Source organism: Hyphomonas sp. L-53-1-40, from assembly GCF_000682775.1.
In the GTDB taxonomy this organism is placed as follows: Bacteria; Pseudomonadota; Alphaproteobacteria; order Caulobacterales; family Hyphomonadaceae; genus Hyphomonas.
In genome coordinates this window covers 396,853-416,700 of sequence record NZ_AWFI01000012.1, presented here as the reverse complement: position 1 = coordinate 416,700, position 19,848 = coordinate 396,853, and the positions used below count along the sequence as shown (strand labels likewise).

Below are 19,848 nucleotides of genomic sequence, written 5' to 3'. Positions count from 1 at the left end.
CTTCTTTCGTCTAAACAGATCAAACGTCACGAAGACGATGGATGAGGTCCCCATGGCATCAGATGGTAACACTGCGGCGAACGATGAAGTCGCCGAGGCGCCAGGCCTTGGCGCCAAGCTTAAACAGGAGCTTCGTGAATGGGGCGCCACGCTTGCCGTTTTTGTGCCTGTCTTCCTGCTCTTTTCGGGGCTTGCCTACGAACAGCGCGTGATCCCGTCTGAAAGCATGGTTCCAACGCTACAGGTGACTGACCGGGTCGCCGTGGCGAAGTTCGCCTATGGTTATGACCGTTACTCGCTGCCGTTTTCCATGGGGCGCTTCATTCCGTTGCCTGAGGGCCGGGTTTTTGCCAGCACACCCAAGCGCGGCGATGTGGTTGTGTTCGAGCATCCGCATACGGGTCGCGTCATGATCAAGCGTCTGATTGGCCTGCCCGGCGATCAGATCCAGCTGATTGGCGAGCAGCTCTATCTGAATGGCGAAGCGGTTGAGAGCGAATATCTGCGCACCATCCGTTACGTTCCGCACAATGCCGTGGCGATCGATATCGCCCATGAATGGCAGGAAACGATTGGCGACAAGACGTGGGTCACTCACCGGCAGGAAAAAGGTGGTCGGGGCGACAATACCGACCTGTTCATCGTGCCGGAAGGGCATGTCTTCATGATGGGTGATAATCGGGACAATTCGCTCGACAGTCGCTTTCCAAGTGGGCATTGCCCGGCCATCGAAGGCGTAATTGACCGGGCGGGCTGTCAGCCGCGCGTGCCTGCGGATGTAGCATCAATTGGTTTTGTGCCGATGGATCATATGATTGGTCGCGCTGAAACGGTCCTCGTCACCTTCCACAAATGTAAGCTGCAGGACGAAGAACCCTGCCGCAAGCGTGTCTGGAAGGGGCTCTGAGCCCTTCGAATTTCACAGCCTGACAAGCGAATAGGTGTACAAACGCGCCTTGCCGGGCGGGGGCAACCCCGTTAGGGCAATTTTGGAACAATGGTCACGGGGCCAGCAACAACGAGTATGATTTGTATGGCGATGCCAGACACGACATCGACAGACCGGAAGCGCGGTCCCATCATCATTTCGCGTCACGGTCGCCCGGCCCTCGACCGCACGGCGGGCCCGCGACTGAACTGGAAACAGTATCGCGACTGGTGGGAACGTTACGAGATTGGCCCTCTGGCCGATGACCAGACGCCGCCGGACGGCCTGGTCAAATCGGTGGCCGATGCCGATATTGTCTTCGCTTCTGCGCGATTGCGTGCCCAGCAGACCGCTGCACGTGCGGCGCCGCACATGCAGGCGCTGTTTGATCCGGTATTCAATGAGGCGCCATTGCCCCCGCCACTTCTGCCGGGTGTGCGTTATCTGCCGAAAACGTGGAATATTCTCGCCCGTGCTGCTTGGCTGAACGGGCATGCGCTGGATGGAGAAAGCGTGAAACAGGCGCGCCAGCGTGCCGCCGCCGCTGCGTCGAAGCTCGACGAGGCGTCCAGTGAGGGCAAGGTGTATCTGGCGGCCCATGGCTGGTTCAATCGAATGCTGCGTCCGGAGATGAAGAAGCTTGGATGGAAGTGTTCGTATGATGGCGGCGATGCCTATTGGAGCTACCGCATCTACGAATACCGGTAAATCTGGTCGGGAAGTGGTTGTGGACCTCAGATCGCCGCTCTAGTGTCACGGAAATTTCAAGGAAGATGAGGCCGAAGAATGGCTGATGCGAAAGAGAAACCAGTCGACAAGCTTACCTTCGAGGAGGCGTTGGCCGAACTCGAAATCATCGTCCGCCAACTGGAAGCGGGCGAAGTCGAACTGGAGAAATCCATCGCGATTTATGAACGCGGCGCGGCGCTGAAAGCGCATTGCGAATCCCGTCTGAAATCCGCTGAGCTGAAGGTTGAGCAGATCGTCCAAGGGGCCAATGGGCCGACCACAGAGTCCGCCAATTTCGACTAAAGGGGCCTCGATATGGGCGAGGCCCAAGAGTTCGAACAGCGCCTGAAAGAGGTGGCCGACCGGGTTACCGTTGCGCTTGACCAGCTGATCCCGCCTGCAGGTGGCCCGGAAGCCAATCTGATGCGCGCGATGCGCCATGCCGCTCTGGCCAATGGCAAGCGTATGCGGCCTTTCTTCCTGCTGGAAACCGGTGCCATGTTCGATGCGCCCGAAAAGACCTTGCTGCGCGCTGCAGCGGCGCTTGAATGCGTGCATTGCTATTCACTCGTTCATGATGACCTTCCCTGCATGGACGATGATGATTTCCGGCGTGGCCAGCCGACGGTTCACAAGGCTTTTGATGAAGCGACTGCGGTGTTGGCCGGAGACGCGCTGCTGACATTGGCCTTCAAGATCCTGGCATCAACCGAGACCCATGATGATGCATCCGTAAGGGCCATGCTGATCGAGCGGCTTGCCGATGCATCCGGCGCGCGCGGCATGGTCGGCGGCCAGATGATCGACATGTTGGAATCCGACAGCCCGCGGGATTTGAACACAATCACACGCATGCAACGCCTCAAAACGGGCGCGCTGATTTCCTACGCGACAGAAGCGGCGGCGATTGTCGGCCGCGCCCGGGAAGCTGAACGCAACGCACTGGCGGGTTTCTCCAATGATCTTGGCTTGGCCTACCAGATTGCTGATGATTTGCTCGATGCGACCGGCAGCGAGGACAGCGCTGGAAAGCCCCTACGCACTGACGAGGCGGCAGGAAAAGCGAATTTTGTGACCATTCTTGGCATTGAGGGCGCACGCCAGCGGGTGCGCATTCTCGCCACACAGGCGAAGGAACACCTCGCAATTTTCCGCGAAAAGGCCCATATACTGCTGCAATCAGTCGATTTTGTGCTCGATAGAACGCATTAAGGTCTGGTCAGAATAACAATTCAAAGATCGAGCTAAAACTGGAATGACCGACGCCCGCCCCAATCGTTTGCTGGATGCAATCAATTCTCCTGCCGACCTTAAAGGCCGCTCGCGGGCGGAATTGAAACAACTTGCAGATGAGGTGCGCGACGAAGTCATCGATGTGGTTTCGGTCACAGGTGGCCATCTAGGGTCGGGGCTGGGTGTCGTCGAGTTGACGCTCGCGATCCATTCCGTTTTCGACACACCGGCAGACAAGCTGATCTTCGATGTCGGCCACCAATGCTATCCGCACAAAATCCTGACAGAGCGTCGCGACCAGATGCGCACACTGCGACAGCCGGGCGGCCTGTCAGGCTTCACGAAACGCGCCGAGAGCGAATACGACCCATTCGGCGCTGCGCACGCATCCACCTCCATTTCTGCGGGACATGGCTTTGCGAAGGCGCGCGATCTGCAAGGCAGCGACACGCATGTTGTCTGCGTGATTGGCGACGGATCCATGTCTGCTGGCATGGCCTATGAGGCCATGAACAATGCCGGCGCGGACAAATCCCGCCTGATCGTAATCCTGAACGACAATGACATGTCGATTGCGCCTCCGGTCGGCGCGATGAGTAACTACTTGTCGAAACTCGTATCTTCGCGGCCCTATCGTGGTCTGCGCCGGATCGCCAAAAAAGTGGTCACGCCCATCGGGCTGGAAAGTCCGGCCAGGCGCGCGGAGGAGTATTTGCGCGGCTTTGCCATGGGCGGCACGCTGTTCGAGGAACTCGGATTCTATTATGTCGGGCCAATCGATGGTCACGATCTCGATACGCTTCTCCCGGTTCTCGAGAATGTGAAAGCGATGAAGGACGGCCCGATCCTGATCCACGTCGTTACCCAAAAGGGCAAAGGCTATGCGCCGGCCGAAAATTCGGCGGACAAATATCACGGCGTCTCGAAGTTCTCCGTAATCACCGGCGAGCAATCGAAGCCAAAACCCAAGGCGCCAAATTACCAGAAGGTGTTTGGCCAGACCTTGGCGAAACTCGGAGAAACTGACGACAAGATCTGCGCCATTACGGCCGCGATGCCGTCAGGTACATCGACGGACATCTTTGCAAAGAAATTCCCAGACCGCCATTTCGATGTCGGCATCGCCGAACAGCATGCGGTGACGTTCGCCGCGGGCCTCGCGGCAGACGGCATGAAACCGTTCGCGGCGATCTATTCTACCTTCCTTCAGCGCGGCTACGACCAAGTCGTGCATGATGTGGCGATCCAGAAATTGCCGGTCCGGTTTGCCATAGACCGCGCAGGCCTTGTTGGCGCTGATGGCGCAACGCATGCGGGCAGCTTTGATATTGGATATCTCGGTGCGCTGCCGGGCATGATATGCATGGCCGCTGCAGACGAAGCAGAACTCGCACGGATGGTCGTGACCTCGGCGCAGATCGATGATGGCCCATCCGCCTTTCGCTATCCGCGTGGTGAAGGCACCGGCGTGGCGGTTTCGGAGAACCCCAAGCCGCTCGAAATCGGCAAGGGACGGATCGTTCGCGAAGGCACGACGATTGCGATCCTGTCTTACGGCACGCGCCTTGGCGAAGCTGAAAAGGCTGCTGAAATGCTGGCTGCCCAGGGCTTGTCCGCCACAGTCGCAGATGCACGCTTCGCCAAGCCGCTGGATGCCGAACTCGTCGAACGCTTGGCGTGCGAGCATGAGGTTCTGATCACTGTGGAAGAAGGTGCCACGGGCGGCTTCGGCAGCTTTGTGCTGGAACACCTGGCCCGCGTAGGCGCGCTCGATAATGGCCTGAAAATCCGCCCGATGACGCTGCCAGATGTCTTCCAGGATCAGGATAGCCCATACCAGATGTATGAAACGGCTGGCCTTAATGCCCGTCACATTGCCGCCAAGGCGATTGAAGCCCTGGGGCGCGGTGACATTGCCGAGATCAACCGGCTGGCGCGCGCCTGATATCTATCTGAAAAGCAATTTGCGGCGCACGGCGAACCGGTCTTATGTGCCGCGCATGAGACGTTTTCCATTCTATACTTCGATCAGTGCCGCGCTATTGCTGGCTGCTTGCGCCACCGCGCCTGAGGCAGCCGATACCGGGCCGCCACCAGAAACGGTCATTGCGCAGGCTTTGGCGGATTCTAACCCGTACGACGCCGACGCGATGTTAAGCGAATTGCTCGCTCGCAACTCGTTGACGACCGAGCAACGCGTCCAGGCCCTGTATCATCGGGGCAGCTTGCGCCGACAGGCGGCAGACAACCGGCTGGGCGCGATTGAAGATTTCGAAGCCCTGTTGAAGATCGCGCCGGATCACGCCCTTGCGGCGAATGCGCGAACGGAACTCGATTATGTCCGCACCGATGTAGAGCAAATCAAGGTGTCGATGAACCGGTTCCTTACGCTCGCTCAGTGGTTTGACGGAACATGGACTTTGGGCGGCCATGAAGAGGCCGTTGCGCGCTATCGCTCCTCCGGCTTGCCGCCGACCCCTGAGCAGGTCGAAACACTGGTCGCCGCAGGCTATATCTGTGAGGCAGGCGAGTCGGATGTCCGCTTGCACGAGTTCGGTGAAGACCGGGATGATCTCACCGGGCTGGAATGGTGTGCAGACCTGACCAGTTGAAAGGTCACATAAAATCCACATTACCGCCCTGTCAGCGCACGCCTTGAGCGACTACGACTAGGCACTGAATTTCTTCTGTTCCCTGATGGAGATGTCCCATGATTCGTTCCGGCCTAATCGCTGCTGCTTCCGCTCTGGCACTTGCAGCTTGTTCTTCCACGTCCGGCTCGACCGAGGCAACGGGTGCCACAGTCGCACCAATGACTGAAACCATGTCCAGCTACGCGCTGGCGATGACCACGGTTGAGGGTCTGGAGGAGGCTGGCAACACTCAGACCGCCATCGACCGCCTGACCCAGCTTTCAGGCGATCCGGAACTGTCCCGCGAGCAACTTGCCAAGACGCTCATGCGCCGCGGCGAGCTGCGTGCCAGCCAGTCAGGCTATGATGTGATGGGCGCGATCGAGGATTTCGACGAAGTCGTGAACACGCTCGACGATACAGCGGTGTCTGCGAAGGCAGTGCCTGCGCTCGCGACGGCGCGTGGCAAGGCAGATTCGCTGATGACGGTGTTGAACCAGCCCGAAACCACTCGCCAGCAAAAGTTCGATATACTGATGCAACTGGGCCGCCATGAGGATGCTATCGATCTCATGATTGCCAGCGACCTGACGCCGGACAATGAGACACTGATCGCCATGTACCAGATCGGCTATCTCTGTGAGGGCGATGAGCTGACCGGACGCAGCTACGATGCTGTCGAGCCGGATGGCACCAACCACGCGCTGCGTTTCTGCGATTTCGGCAAGTAACCGCTCTTAATCGATCCAGAACTTTTCGCCGTCGATACGACTGTTTCTATTTCGGAACGGGCGTGTTGGCGGCGTACTGCGCTTTGGAACATGATTTTGCTCCCGCTCTCGAAAAATTGTCGGATGAACGGTCAATTTTTCCTTCAATACTTTGGGGCGGCGTGATTGTGTGGACAAAACACACATCCAGAGGAAACCCATGCCCGCAGACACTTTGCCAAACTGGCCCGCCATGTCCATCGCTCAGGCGAATGAGATGCTCGCGGCCGAAGGTTCCCCGCTAGAGCTCATGGACGCTGTCATCAATGGCGTCGAAATGAAGATCTACAAGAATGCGCCGCCGACCATTCCACTGGTACTTCAACTCGCCAGCATGCAATACACCAACCGTGACTTCATTGTGTATGAAGATGAGCGCGTGACATTTGACGCCCTTGCCCGAGCCGTCGTTAAACTCGCCGCCGTCATGCGTGACAAATATGGTATCGAGAAGGGTGACCGCGTCGCCATCATCATGCGTAACTATCCGCAATGGCCCGTCGCCTTCTTCGCCGCCTCCATGCTTGGCGCCATCGCCACGCCCATGAATTCCTGGTGGACCAGTGAGGAACTGGAATACGGTCTGTCGTTCGCTGGCGTGAAGATCGCTTTCGTTGATCCACAAATCTATGAGCGTGTCAGGACGGAATGGGAAAAGTTGCCGGACCTGAAAAACGTCATCATCGCGCGCGACCCAGAAGGTGAGTATGGCGACCCGCGCGTGTCCCGGATGGAAACATATATAGGCGGGGCCAATGAATGGGCCAATCTGCCAGAAGTGTCGTGGCCAGCTATTGATCTGGAGCCTGAAGACAACGCAACGATCATGTACACGTCGGGAACGACCGGGAAACCAAAGGGCGCATTGGCCACCCATCGCGCGGTCGTTTCCAACATGTTCAATTCCATGACGTGTCAGGCCCGTATGTTCCTGCGCAAGGGCGAACCTGTACCTGAGCCCGATCCAAACGAACAGCGCGCGACCTTGCTGGCGATTCCGTTTTTCCATGCCACAGGGGCTTTTGCGATCCTGATCCCGTCCCTGCTGCGCGGCGACAAGATTGTCTCCATGTACAAGTGGGATGCGGGCAAGGCCCTGCCGATCATCGAGGAAGAGAAGGTTACGGCTGTCGGGGGTGTCCCTGCCATTGCCTGGCAATTGCTTGAACATCCGGACAGGGACAAATATGATTTGTCCTCTATCGCCGCTATTTCCTATGGTGGCGCACCGTCGGCGCCGGAGCTTGTCTCGACCATCAAGAAGCGCTTTCCGGATGCGGCCCCTGGCAATGGCTGGGGCATGACGGAAACGTGTGCCACGGCAACGCTGAACATCGGCGAAGACTATGTGAACCGTCCGGGCAGTGCCGGGGCGCCGCCCAAAGCCGTTGAGCTGAAAATCTGCGATCCTGATGGAAATCCTGTGCCACAGGGCGAAGTTGGTGAACTCTGGTGCAAGGGCGCGATGAACTGCAAGGCCTATTGGAACCGACCGGAAGCGACTGCCGAAACCTTTCGCGACGGCTGGGTCGTGACCGGCGATCTTGCGCGTCTGGATGAAGAGGGCTTCCTCTATCTCGTTGACCGGGCCAAGGACATGCTGATCCGCGGTGGTGAGAACGTCTACTGTATCGAAGTCGAGAATGCCCTTTATGAGCACCCGGCTGTGATGGACGCGGCGGTCGTGGGTATCCCACACAAGATTCTCGGTGAGGAAGTCGGCGCTGTCGTGCAGCTGAAACCCGGCATGCATGTCACCGAAGACGAATTGAGAGCGCATGCCGCCAGCCACCTGGCCGCGTTCAAGGTGCCCGTGAAGATTCTCTTCATGACCGAACCCCTGCCGCGCAACGCAAACGGCAAGATCCTCAAGCCCGTCCTGCGGGAACAGTTCGTCTCATAGGGACCCACACCATGACTGCAAAACGACGTATTGGAGACCGGGAGGTTTACCCGGTTGGCCTCGGCTGCATGAACATTACGCATGCGTATGGCCCGCCGATGGATGAGGCGGAAGCCAAGGGCTTGCTCGTGCGCGCGCTGGACCTCGGCTACGACTTTCTCGACACGGCAACGCTCTACGGCTTCGGGCGCAGCGAGGAGCTGATCGGGCAGGCGCTGAAGGATAGAAGGAACAGCTATTTCCTCGCCAGTAAATGTGTGTTGGGGTTTGATGGTGGCCAGCGGACGCTGGACGCGCGGCCAGAAAGCATCAAGGCCGCCTGCGAGGCCAGCCTGAAGCGCCTGCAAACAGATGTGATCGATCTCTACTACATGCACCGCCCGGATCCGAACGTGCCGATTGAGGACTCGGTTGGCGCATTGGCGGACCTCGTACAAGAAGGCAAAATCCGCATGATCGGCTTGTCGGAAATGGGCGAAGCCGATTTGCGCCGCGCGAACGCCGTGCATCCGATTGCGGCAATGCAGAGCGAGTACTCTCTCTGGGTTCGCAACCCGGAAATCGCCATCAAGGCGGCGTGTGAAGAGCTGGGTGTGGCGCTCGTGGCCTTCTCGCCCGTGGGACGCGGCTTTCTTGCCGATCCGCCGGTGGATCCGGCGAAATTCCATGAGTCGGATTTGCGTGGATCCATCTTTCCACGCTTCACGCCAGAAAACTATGCCCGGAACCTGCCCCTGTTGGACGAGGCGCGGGCCTGCGCTAAAGAAGTGGACTGTTCAGTGGCACAATTGGCGCTCGCCTGGACGCTTGCCAAGGGAGATAATATTCTCCCGATCCCGGGTACCACCAGTCTCGCTCATCTTGAAGAGAACTGGCAGGCAGGCAGCGTCCAATTGTCGAAAGATATGGTTGCGCGGCTGGATGCATTCTTCTTGCCGGAGAAAGCCGTTGGCCCACGCTACAACAGTTTGGGGCAGGCGGTCGTAACCACGGAGATGTATCCCTTCGAGCAGACCCAATGACAAATGGGTCTGATGGGGCCTACCCAAAGTCTGAAAGTGGCAAGCCAGTCGCTCTAGAGGTGCGGGGCACCGAGGGGGATGGTCGGCGTTACTCGCCATCTGTTGCGCGCAATCGTGACCCGATCCTCAGCGTGTTTCGCGAACATGTCTGTAAAGGCGGGCACGTTCTCGAGATCGCTTCCGGCACTGGCGAGCATGGGGCTCACCTGACCCGGGCGCTTGGCGAGCTCTACTGGACTTATTCCGACATTGATGCGGAAAGCCGCGCCAGCCAGAAGGCCTGGGGGAACGCCAGTTCGCATGATCGACTGGCGGGGCCTGTCGTCGTGGACGCTTCCGAGGGGCTGTGGGGAGAAGTGGAACGACCCGGCTATTGGGATGCCATAGTCTCAATCAACATGATTCATATTGCGCCTTTCGAGGCCGCACTTGGGCTCATAGCTGGCGCAGGTAGGCTGTTGAAGCCGGGTGGCAAGCTGTTCCTGTACGGACCCTTCGCGCGCAATGGTGAGATCGCGCCATCCAACGCGGCATTCACCGAGAGCCTGCAATCGCGAGACTCCACTTGGGGAGTCCGTGATCTGGATCGTCAGATCATCCCGCTGGCCGAAGAAGTCGGCCTGTCTGTCGCGAAAATCATCGATATGCCGGCCAACAATCTGAGCGTCATATTCGAGCGTCAGGCCTGATCACTTCCGCCGAAACGCTCTGTCCATTCTTCGACCTGGCTGTCTTCGATCTTCTGGAACAAGACGTCTGGCGGAGAAATCTCCATGCCCGGCGGCAGGGCGTTCAGCAGGCCGGGAATGTCGCGGAACCTGAAGCTCCAATGCTCGTCAGGAATACCGAGCGCATCGAGGATTTTCTTGCCCGCGTCGGGAATGATCGGCAGCGCGAGAATGCCAAACAGGGCCGCTAGGTTCAGGCCCGTGCGTACGCCGACAGCAGCCGCGTCCACATCTGACTTGTACTTCACCCATGGCTCGGCCTTGGTAAGATACTCATTGCCGGCGGCCCAGATTGCGCGGGTCTCGGCTGCGGCCTTGCGGAACTCCATCGCCTCATAATGCTCGATCAGACGTGGCAGGCGCTCCTGCAGCTCCGCCGTCATCCACGCTTCGGCGTCGCCGGCCTCGCCCGTCTCCGGAACCATGCCGTCGAACTTCGACACCGTGTACTTGGTGATCCGGTTGACGAAATTACCGAGTACGTTGGCGAGGTCGGAATTCACCGCAGACTGGAATCCTTCCCAGGTGAAGGCAGCATCCGAGCCTTCTGGGGCATTGGCGATCAGATACCACCGCCAGTAATCGGCTGGCAGCAATTCCAGCGCCTGGTCCATGAAGACGCCGCGCTTGTTCGACGTCGAGAACTTGCCGCCATACCAAGTGACCCAATTGAAGGCCTTCAGCTTGTCGACCGTCTTCCATGGTTCTCCGGAGCCGAGCAGCGTCACGGGGAAGCTGACCGTGTGGAAGGCGACATTGTCCTTGCCCATGAATTGGACGTACTCAGTTTCGTCGGCGCCCTTGTCGGTACGCCAGAGGGCTTCCCAATCATTCCCGGTCGCTTCGGCCCATTCCTGCGTAGCCGCGATGTATTCGATAGGCGCGTCGAACCAGACATAGAAGACCTTGTCTTCATAGCCCGGACGCGGATTGCCATCGGCGTCCAGCACCGGCACGCCCCAGCTCAGATCGCGCGTGATGGCGCGGGCGATCAGGCCCTCATCCAGCCATTTGTTGGCGATGGAAACGGCAAGGCCAGGCCATTGGGCGCCCTTGCTGTTCACCCAGTCGCGAATCTTGTCCTGCATCTGCGTCTGCAGCAGGTAGAGATGGTTGGTGTCGCGGATTTCGATATTCTTGCTGCCGGAGACCGAGGAATACGGGTCAATCAGGTCGACCGGGTCCAGGAGCCGTCCGCAATTGTCGCACTGGTCGCCGCGCGCCTTTTCGAAGCCACAGGTCGGGCATGTGCCCTCGACGTAGCGGTCGGGCAGGAAGCGGCCATCATCGACAGAATAGACCTGTTTGGATGTACGCTCTTCGATCAGTCCGTTCTGTTCCAGAACTTGCGCGAAATGCTGGGTAAGTGCGCTGTTGGCAGGGCGGGAGGAGCGTCCAAACCAGTCATAGGACAGGTTGAAACCCTCGCCTGCGGCGCGCTGTATCTCGTACTGCTCGTCGCAATAGGCCTGGACGCTCATCTCGGCGGCCTGGGCGGCCAGTTCAGCTGGCGTGCCATGCTCGTCTGTGGCGCAGATATAGGTCACGTCATGGCCCATCAGTCGCATCACGCGGGAATATACATCCGCCGGCAGCATGGAGCCTGCCAGATTACCGAGATGCTTGATGCCGTTGATATAAGGCAGGGCGGACGTAACGAGAATGCGCCGGGTTTGCGTCATGGAGATGCGGTCTTTCCCAAATAGCGTTGCGGGCAGGCCGGGCCGTGTGCCCGGTTGCCCTGCACCTTTTAGCGATGCGCGCCGGAAAGGAAAGAATTGTGACGCCTTAAATAACAGGGCAGTCCGTCAAAAAGAACGCCCCGAACACGCTGCAAGGCGCTCGGGGCGAGGGGTTCCAGGACGCGGTGAGGAATCCTGGACTTTCCGGGAGGAAAATTTGTAGGCCTACAGGCCGTAGCCGGTGGCGGCCGTCACGGTAAGATCGACGCGGCGCGCCATAGGGAATGTGAGGGCATCTGACGGGTTGGCTTCAGCGGCCGACACAAAGGCCGTGCGAATGTCACGCGCACGGATACCCCGCGCGTTCAGGGCTTCAAGCACCACGGCGGCGCGAGCTTCAGACAGGCTGGTGGCTGCCATGTCGTCGTTAGCATCGGCTGATACGACACTAGCCTCGATGTCCGATACGGCGCATCCGGCAAGCTGGTCGCCAGCCGTGTTGAGCGAGCGAACCGCATAAGAGGAAAGGACTGATTCCTGCTTTGAGAAATAGACGGTGATTCGAGTATCCTGGCAGGTCTTTTCGTAAGGAACATGAACAGGCTCAAGGGGCGGAGCCTTCGGGGCGTCCGACATGGCAGGGAATGCCAAGGCGATTGCGGCGATGCTGAAGCCGGCCAGTATCTGTGCGCGTTTCATTTCCAGTATTCCTTCAGGCTCCCGTGTCGTCTGACACCCATCAACGCCACATCTTGGTGTGTGGTCTCATGAAGGATGGGATAGACGCCCTTTGAGGCGGAAATATGCGGCCATCAGGGCGAATGGGGCAGAGTTGGGGAATTTGAAAGAAATCGGCTCCGGAGCGAACTGATAACAATTTGACTGGAACACCCGCTTGCGCCGCCGCGCTGATCGAAGTAGTGACACCCATTCCAGCGTGGCCGGCTTAGCTCAGCTGGTAGAGCATCTGATTTGTAATCAGAGGGTCGGGGGTTCGAGTCCCTCAGCCGGCACCAGCAAAAACAAGGGTCTATCACCTGTTTTGCGGGAAATGCGATGTGGAATTGGCCCGCAACCGGTAAAAATGAGATTGATCGCGCTGGTCGCCTGCGTGAGGCTGGACTATCCGACACGGGCATCAACTTCAAACACCGGCCCTCTCTTTTTAGTGACCGGAACAAGGAGGCCGGACCGTCATTCCAGTTCCGGCGCCTGCTCGGTTGCTTTGGATTTGGGAAGTTCATTGCGCAATTCCAGATACCTTGCGAGATGTGTGCGCGGCTCAAATCTGTGTTTCATCGCGCGTGAAGCGGAACAAGCGGTCCAGTTGTGAGCTAGTGTTACTGCCCGCAGATAATCATAGGATACAGTTCATGCCCAATACTCTGACACCCGCCGCATCGTTTCCTGACATCGAGGTTGCCACACTGGGTGGGGGTGACACCAAGCTCGGCGTCCCCAACCGGGAGCGCGGGAACTGGAAGCTGATCATTGTCTATCGCGGAAAGCATTGTCCCATCTGCAAGACTTATCTGACAGAGCTGAATGGCATGCTCGATGATTTTGCTGCGATCGACGTTGATGTCGTCGCGGTTTCTGCTGATCCGGAAGAAAAGGCGAAAGCCTCTGCCAGCGATATCGGCTACATGGGCACGATCGGTTATGGTCTCAGCACCGCGCAGATGGCAGAGTTGGGCCTGTTCGTATCCGACCCCCGGAGCCCGGAGGAAACTGACCGCCCCTTTGCAGAACCGGCAACATTCGTTGTGAGGGATGATTGCAAGTTGCAGATCGTTGACATATCGAATGCCCCCTTTGCGCGTCCTGCGCTGAAGGGCTTGCTGGATGGCCTTACCTTTATTCGCGAGAAGGATTATCCGGTACGAGGCACTCACACTGGATAAGGATTAGCATTCAGTCAGGTTGCGGGTCGCCGCCCCTTGGACTGGATGTTGATCCTCCCATCACCGGCTTGGCCAGGAGTGGTTCAAATAACGGATCAGTGCGCGCTTTTCTGGCACGAAGGGCGGCGGAAATATCATGCGTGCTCCACAATGCCGACTGCGTACGGGCAGACCATTCCAGGGAATCCGCAACAGAATGGTCACGTGCCCATCGCAAGGCGGCTTTTGTCCCTGCGATGGCGACAGGTGCCTTCCTGCACACCTGATCTGCGGCGGCCATGGCCAGTTTGATCGCCGCATCCGGCGTATCCGCAAGGCGGGTCACAAAGCCATGCTGGGCCGCTTCGTCCGCATGCAGTGTCTCGCCCAAAAATGCCATCTCTTTTACAACCGGCTCAGGCAGGATTTTCGGCAGGCGCTGCAATGCCCCGACATCCGCCATGATACCTGTATTGATTTCCTCAATCCGGAAATAAGAGTCGCGGGTCGCGTATCTGAGATCGCATGCTGCGGCCAGCTCCAGACCGGCGCCGAGGCAAGCGCCCTGTATTGCCGCAAAAACGGGGAAGCGTGCGCGCTCCAGGCAAGAGAAAGTCTCCTGCAAGGAAAGAGCGAGATGGTAGAAACTCTCGCGGGCGCCGGGTGAGTCAGGCTCGGGGATACCGCCTGCAAATTCAACGAGATCCATTCCTGCGCAGAAATTTCGTCCGCCTGTTGACAGAACCATGGCGCGTACTTCCCCACTGCGATCGAGCGCGGAGATATCGGGTGCTAGTCCATTCCAGAATCCGGCGCCCAACGCATTCCCTGACTGGGGGCGCTCCAATATGAGGTGGGCGATTCCTGCGTCCAGTCCGATCGTATATCCAGGCATATTTCAGGTCCTTTACATGCAAAAGAGGTCTTGAGGACCCTTTTATTCAATGTGCGAGTTTTGACAATGATTCGGTGCCCGGAATTGCTCTGGTGCATGCGCAATAGAAAAATAAAATTAAAACAACGTAGTAAATTGAGGGGTGTTGAGGCGGAGTGATGCACAGGCGCGCGATTTTGTGAAGGTGAGTGATCTTGGTTTCAAAAAGGGTCTTGACGGAAACAATCAACGAGGGACATCTTGCGGTATAACAAAAAGAACCCTCGCACCGCGGGGGTAAGGGAGGGAACAATGTTGAAACGCGCTCTTGGCGCCACCGTTTCGGTGTGCGCTTTTGCCATGGTCATGCAGTCGGCCGCCGCGCAGGATGTCTCAGGCGAGGCTGAGCCTGAGATGGAGTCCCGTACTCTGAGTACGGTCACGGTTACGGCCACGCGGCGAGAGGAAAATATTCAGAGTACGGGAGCTTCGGTTTCGGCGCTCGACAGCGAGGCATTGCTCGACCGGTCGGTCCAGTCCGTCGAAGATGTCGCAGACATGGTTCCGGGACTTCACGTTTCCAACTATCAGGGAGACACGTCCATTTTTATTCGTGGCATCGGTACGCCGGTCATCGTGGCCGGTGCCGACAGTTCCACGGCGACCTATCTGGACGGAGTCTATTTGTCGCGCGCGGCTGCAATTGGTCCTGGTTTCTTTGACATAGAGCGCGTGGAAGTCTTGCGCGGTCCACAGGGAACCCTCTACGGGCGCAACGCCACCGGTGGCGCCGTCAACATCATCACAAAGCGCCCCACCGATGAATTCGTCGGCGAAGCGCGACTGATCCTTGGCAATTATGATCGCACGCACGCATTCGCCGCCCTGAGCGGCCCTCTCAATGACCGTGTGCGGGCCCGTCTGGCGGTCCAGAAGGAGGATCGCGCCGGGTACACGGCGGTTCATCTGCCACGTGGGTCACTCCCCGCATCCCAGCCCGATCGCACATTCGATGCGGAGGACAAGCACGACATCACCGCCCGCGCCACGGTGGAGGTCGATTTGACGCCCACCGCCATGCTCACCCTGACGGGGGACTATTACGAAGCGGACGATCGCGCCAACGTCTTCCATTTTGCGAGCCTGGGGTACCAGGATGAAGTGCCGGGCTGGCTCGGGACTCGCGAGGGCTCCCAGACGCTGCCCTATTTCGGCATCAAGAATAGTGGCCGTATCTCGGCACCCGCCTCTCGCGACATCTTTTCGGCAGTCGACTATTTCAACGAAACAAGCGTGTGGGGTCTCACAGGGCGGCTCGACTGGGCCCTCGGCGACTATGATGTTCAGGTCATCACCGGCTACAAGAATTCAAATCCTGACTTCCAGAACTCGTTTGATCTCGGAGACAAGTTCAATACCTACATCCATCGCGCCGAAGATCATGAGCAATGGAACGCCGATTTCCAGCTATCCTCCCCGTCCGGAGGACGTTTCAGCTGGATTGCCGGGGGCGGATACTTTTCTGAAGAGAATGATATCCAGAACAACATCTTTGGCGACTTCTGGGAGCCGATCCTTACGCAAGGCCTGCTTGATCTGCAGACTGCGGGTGTCCTGCCACCCTTTCCGGTCAGCATTCCGGAAAGCACGCTATGTTGCGAGCTGCACCTGAACGGGCGTCAGGAAACCGAAGCATACAATATCTTCATTGATACGAGTTTCGATCTGACCGACAGGCTGACATTGAAGGCCGGTCTGCGCTATTCTGAGGAAGAGCGTGACGGCTTCCAGAATTTCGACCTCGCCTTTCTCCCGTCAGCACCGGGCGGGTCTCTTGTTAGGTTTGCACCGGAAGTTCTGTTTTTCCCCAACGCCGTTAGTGAAAGCCGTGATGGTGTCCAGCCAGACCCGTTTGGGTTCGTGGTTGCACCAGTCGAGGGCCCTGCGACCTTTGATGCGACCACGCCGAAATTCGCCCTTGAATGGACGGCTGCGGATGACCTGCTTCTTTATGCGAGCGCCCAGCGTGGCTTCAAGAGTGGCGGATACAATATTGGATCCAGCCAGCGAACCCCATACGAGCCTGAGGAAATCTGGGCCTATGAAGCCGGCGTCAAAGCTGGACTGCTCGACAAGCGACTGCGTCTCAACGCGGCGACATTCATATATGATTACACAAACCTGCAGGCACAGGACTCGATCGCCAACCAGCCCATCATCCGGAACGTCGGCAAGGCGGAAGTCAGAGGGGCTGAAGTCGAGTTTGCGGCCTTGCTCGGTAATGTGTTTCAACTCGACGGGTCGGTAACCTATCTCGACGCGGTTTTTACCGAAGGCGAGCTGACTGAACCCTTGCGTCCCGCACCGCTGACGGATGAGCCGGGATCAACTCTGCGCAATCTTGATGGTTTGAGGCTGCCTCGGGCTCCGGAATGGAAAATGAATATCGGCGCTCAGGCAGACTTTGCGGCATTTGGCGGCGATCTGACCCTTCGGGCGGACTATGCCTGGCAGGATCAGGTCTTCTTTACCGTGTTCAATATCAATGCGGCGTCACAGGATAGCTATGGTGTCCTGCGCACGCGGGCGACATATGCGCCGGGACACGGACAATACAAGGTCGCGTTGTTTGGGGAAAACCTGACAGACGAGACCTATTTCACCAACCAGATTCTTACGGGCACAACCTATGGTGCCGAATTCGTCGGTTCCCTCGGTGCGCCGCGTACGTTCGGAATCGAACTCTCCACCCAGTTCTAGAGGCTCAGCCAGAGGAAACCTCACAAGATGATGACCCCATTGGAAACCGCCCAGACCTGGTATGCCGGCGTGCATGAAGGTGACTTCGACAAATTGTTCGGAGTCATGGCCGAGGATTGTACGATCGAATTCTACGGTCCGAGCGTCATCCCCTTTGCAGGAATTTTTCGCGGCAAGGAGAAGTGCAAGATCTTTTTCGGCCATGTTGGCAATGATGTAGACATCGAGACGTTTCGTCAGGACGAGTTCATAGCGGAACGCGACAAGGTGGCGGTGACCGGGCATCTACGCATGGTGCTGAAGGCAACGGGGCGCCTTTACGCGGCCGATTATGCGCACATCCTTACCATTCGGGATGGACAGGTCATCCGCTTCCGGGATTTTCAGGATAGCGCTCAGGCTGTGCATGTCGCGTTCGACCTGACGACGCCGGAACGCTAGGAATGAACGCGCGTCCCGCCCTCGATTATCAGCTCAACTCTTTGGGCTTTGTCGCGCTGTTGCGCTTCGGTTTCTGCTTCGCGGCAGCCTCGGAGGCCAGCTCATGATGGATTTCGGTTACTCTGGCCAGGAAGTGAATCCCGGACCTGATTTCATCATCGCTGAGACGTTCGACCATTGTTTCCACAAAGGCGGTTCCGTTGCGCATCATGCTTTCGACAAACTGAACGCCGCGGGGCGTCAACACGACAAACTTCTCGCGTCCGTTTTCGGGGTCTTCGACCATTGTGATCAGGTTGAGGGGCGGCTTGGACAGCGCACGGAGGGATTTCGAGATCGCCGAACTCGTTACTTCGTACCAAGACGCCAGCGCATGCGCGATGTCCTTGCGACGCATCTTCTTCCCATCAGTGCCACGCGTATGGATGGTCCAGAGGAGACAGGCTTGCTGGCGTGTCAGCACGCCGCATTTGAGGGCGTCCTCAATCTGCATTCCGACCAGATAGTGGATCGGGAAAAACAGGTCGAGGAAATCCTTGCTCGATTGCTTGCGCTTCGAAAGGTCCATCCAGTCTCCGGTTCATTGCTGCGCCTTCGCCGATAAGCGAAGTCGAATCTCCCTTCAAATACCGAGTCTCCAGAATGCCCGACAAGAAGGAACTGCGCCATGTAACAAAAAGGTCCTAAGGACACAATAAACCAGCGCACGCAAATTCGAGCGCGATCCATACCCTCAACAATCATGCCGGTTGCCAGCACGGCGCTGGGCCGCTGCACCCGGGAGAAGACCAGATGACACAAGCCTCCACCAAGCCTTACATTCCTGATGAATTTCACGTGCGGGATCTTTATCATCCGGACGTAATGGCGAACCCTTATCCGTATTACGCACATATGCGCGACAAGCCGATTCAGTTTGGCCTTGAAGATTATCCGCCGGGCACCATACCCGGCTTGGACAAGCCGTATCCCGCGTGGGTCGTGCTGAAGCATGCCGATGTCCAGGAAGTCTGCCGGTGCGCAGATGTCTTCTCGTCGCGCGATATCATGCAGGAAGAATCCGAAGCGCCGACCCTGATGCTGGTCAATCATGACGATCCTCGCCATGCGGAGCTTCGCAAGATTGCCCAAATGGCGTTTTCGCCCAAACGGGTCATGAGCGACGTGGCGCCATGGATGGAGACAACGGTTGAAGCGCAGCTCGATATGGTCGGCGGCGGGACGGTAGATTTCATGCAAGACCTTGCGCCGAATTTGCCCGCGCTCGTAATGACCAAACTGATCGGTACGCCGGAGGAGGACTATGTCCTTTTGCGTCGCTGGGCAAATGCCTTCATGGTGACTTCTGACTTCACCCTGGCGGAGCGCCAGCAGTGCAATGTCGAGCTCTGGAATTACTATCAGTCAGCGGTCGACCAGCGCTACGCCGATATCGAGACAGGCAAACCGGTTCCCGACGACTTGATGTCTGCCTTCATCCAGACTGAGTCGAACGGAAGCCGCCTGACGCGTGAGGAAGTGGTGCGATTTTGCCTGACGCTGGTCGTGGCTGGCGCAGAGACCACGGGCTATCTCCTGGGAAATCTGATCGATGTGCTGGCCGATGATCCCGAGATGTATGCGACGCTCCGGACCGATCGTTCACTCGTGCGGGCCTTCATCGAAGAAAGCCTGCGCCGGGACGGGCCGGTTCAGCGTCTCCACCGGGTATGCACGCAGGACTACGAACTTGGGGGAGCGCAGATCAGAGAAGGAGATTGGGTGGCGATCTTCCACGCCTCTGCCAATCGGGACCCGGCTGTCTTTGAAAGGCCGGATGAGTTTATTCTGAAGCGACCGAACATGATCAAGCAGGCCACATTCGGTCATGGTATCCATCATTGCATGGGGGCAGGGATTGCTCGCAATGAAGCTGCCCAGATGATCAACAGCCTGCTCAACCGCTACAGCCGCTTGGAACCAGCAGGTGAACGTGTGCGCCAAAGAGGCGGTCTGCTCAATTACGGCCTCGAGACGTGCCCCGTGAATCTGATCGCGTAACAAGTCAATTCCAGGCGACCATTGATCGGATGCCAACAGACACGAATCGATACCGCTGTTCGGAAATGCCTGCTGGCAGTCTGGCCTTTTCGAACCAGCTACCTCAGATCACAATCTGTATAGACTCATGCCAAGCCGTTGTATTTCTGGGTATTGAGGATAGTATTCCTCCCAGTATTCATGGAGCTATCTGTGTTCAGGCTAGTTGTTTGACTAGCGAAC

Annotated in this window: 18 protein-coding genes and 1 tRNA gene; 15 read left to right on the top strand and 4 right to left on the bottom strand. The window is 57.9% G+C overall.

Annotation, left to right across the window (positions count from 1 at the left end; all coding sequences use genetic code 11):
- Window positions 1-52 precede the first annotated feature (52 nt).
- From lepB to L53_RS07835, 10 genes are all read left to right on the top strand, one after another.
- Window positions 53-907 (top strand): signal peptidase I, encoded by an 855-nt coding sequence (gene lepB / locus L53_RS07880; RefSeq protein ID WP_084333279.1) that lies wholly within the window; start codon window positions 53-55, stop codon window positions 905-907.
- Window positions 908-1,033: 126 nt separating this feature from the next.
- Window positions 1,034-1,636 (top strand): histidine phosphatase family protein, encoded by a 603-nt coding sequence (locus tag L53_RS07875; protein WP_233347658.1) that lies wholly within the window; start codon window positions 1,034-1,036, stop codon window positions 1,634-1,636.
- 78 nt (window positions 1,637-1,714) lie between these two features.
- A complete protein-coding gene (locus tag L53_RS07870) occupies window positions 1,715-1,960 on the top strand; it encodes an exodeoxyribonuclease VII small subunit (RefSeq protein WP_034813920.1) in 246 nt (81 codons plus the stop codon).
- A gap of 12 nt (window positions 1,961-1,972) precedes the next feature.
- Window positions 1,973-2,869 (top strand): polyprenyl synthetase family protein, encoded by an 897-nt coding sequence (locus L53_RS07865; protein WP_034813917.1) that lies wholly within the window; start codon window positions 1,973-1,975, stop codon window positions 2,867-2,869.
- 43 nt (window positions 2,870-2,912) lie between these two features.
- On the top strand, window positions 2,913-4,835 hold the full coding sequence (gene dxs / locus L53_RS07860) for a 1-deoxy-D-xylulose-5-phosphate synthase (RefSeq protein WP_034813915.1): 1,923 nt from the start codon (window positions 2,913-2,915) through the stop codon (window positions 4,833-4,835).
- 55 nt (window positions 4,836-4,890) lie between these two features.
- The gene (locus L53_RS07855) at window positions 4,891-5,502 is read left to right on the top strand and encodes a hypothetical protein (protein WP_156947854.1); all 612 of its coding nucleotides are present in this window, start codon (window positions 4,891-4,893) and stop codon (window positions 5,500-5,502) included.
- Window positions 5,503-5,600: 98 nt separating this feature from the next.
- The gene (locus L53_RS07850) at window positions 5,601-6,254 is read left to right on the top strand and encodes a hypothetical protein (RefSeq protein WP_034813909.1); all 654 of its coding nucleotides are present in this window, start codon (window positions 5,601-5,603) and stop codon (window positions 6,252-6,254) included.
- A 199-nt stretch (window positions 6,255-6,453) separates the two neighbouring features.
- A complete protein-coding gene (locus L53_RS07845; RefSeq protein ID WP_034813907.1) occupies window positions 6,454-8,196 on the top strand; it encodes a class I adenylate-forming enzyme family protein in 1,743 nt (580 codons plus the stop codon).
- Between the two features lie 11 nt (window positions 8,197-8,207).
- Window positions 8,208-9,218 carry an aldo/keto reductase gene (locus tag L53_RS07840; RefSeq protein WP_034813904.1) on the top strand — a complete coding sequence of 337 codons (1,011 nt, stop codon included), beginning with the start codon at window positions 8,208-8,210 and terminating at the stop codon, window positions 9,216-9,218.
- Window positions 9,215-9,907, top strand: coding sequence for a DUF938 domain-containing protein (locus tag L53_RS07835; RefSeq protein ID WP_034813902.1), 693 nt, complete (start codon window positions 9,215-9,217; stop codon window positions 9,905-9,907). The genes L53_RS07840 and L53_RS07835 overlap by 4 nt, the downstream gene beginning before the upstream one ends.
- Here L53_RS07835 and metG read toward each other — a convergent pair.
- The gene (metG, locus tag L53_RS07830; protein ID WP_034813900.1) at window positions 9,898-11,628 is read right to left on the bottom strand and encodes a methionine--tRNA ligase; all 1,731 of its coding nucleotides are present in this window, start codon (window positions 11,626-11,628) and stop codon (window positions 9,898-9,900) included. The two genes, L53_RS07835 and metG, sit on opposite strands and share 10 nt — an antisense overlap.
- Window positions 11,629-11,853: 225 nt before the next feature.
- Window positions 11,854-12,327 (bottom strand): hypothetical protein, encoded by a 474-nt coding sequence (locus L53_RS07825; protein ID WP_034813899.1) that lies wholly within the window; start codon window positions 12,325-12,327, stop codon window positions 11,854-11,856.
- 241 nt (window positions 12,328-12,568) lie between these two features.
- On the opposite strand from L53_RS07825, the gene L53_RS07820 reads away from it, so the two are divergent.
- Window positions 12,569-12,644, top strand: a tRNA-Thr gene (locus L53_RS07820).
- A 357-nt stretch (window positions 12,645-13,001) separates the two neighbouring features.
- Window positions 13,002-13,532, top strand: coding sequence for a redoxin domain-containing protein (locus tag L53_RS07810; RefSeq protein ID WP_034813894.1), 531 nt, complete (start codon window positions 13,002-13,004; stop codon window positions 13,530-13,532).
- Between the two features lie 10 nt (window positions 13,533-13,542).
- On the opposite strand, the gene L53_RS07805 is transcribed toward L53_RS07810, so the two are convergent.
- Entirely contained in the window at window positions 13,543-14,406 is an 864-nt protein-coding gene (locus tag L53_RS07805) for an enoyl-CoA hydratase-related protein (protein WP_051607715.1), read from the bottom strand.
- Between the two features lie 291 nt (window positions 14,407-14,697).
- On the opposite strand from L53_RS07805, the gene L53_RS07800 reads away from it, so the two are divergent.
- Both L53_RS07800 and L53_RS07795 read left to right on the top strand, forming a co-directional pair.
- On the top strand, window positions 14,698-17,145 hold the full coding sequence (locus tag L53_RS07800) for a TonB-dependent receptor (protein ID WP_034813892.1): 2,448 nt from the start codon (window positions 14,698-14,700) through the stop codon (window positions 17,143-17,145).
- Window positions 17,146-17,172: 27 nt separating this feature from the next.
- The gene (locus L53_RS07795; RefSeq protein WP_051607714.1) at window positions 17,173-17,586 is read left to right on the top strand and encodes a nuclear transport factor 2 family protein; all 414 of its coding nucleotides are present in this window, start codon (window positions 17,173-17,175) and stop codon (window positions 17,584-17,586) included.
- Between the two features lie 28 nt (window positions 17,587-17,614).
- On the opposite strand, the gene L53_RS07790 is transcribed toward L53_RS07795, so the two are convergent.
- Window positions 17,615-18,154: a MarR family winged helix-turn-helix transcriptional regulator gene (locus L53_RS07790; protein WP_051607713.1), complete on the bottom strand. Its 540-nt coding sequence runs from the start codon at window positions 18,152-18,154 to the stop codon at window positions 17,615-17,617.
- Window positions 18,155-18,378: 224 nt separating this feature from the next.
- Between L53_RS07790 and L53_RS07785 the strand changes: the two genes are divergently transcribed.
- Window positions 18,379-19,626 (top strand): cytochrome P450, encoded by a 1,248-nt coding sequence (locus tag L53_RS07785; RefSeq protein ID WP_051607712.1) that lies wholly within the window; start codon window positions 18,379-18,381, stop codon window positions 19,624-19,626.
- Window positions 19,627-19,848 lie beyond the last annotated feature (222 nt).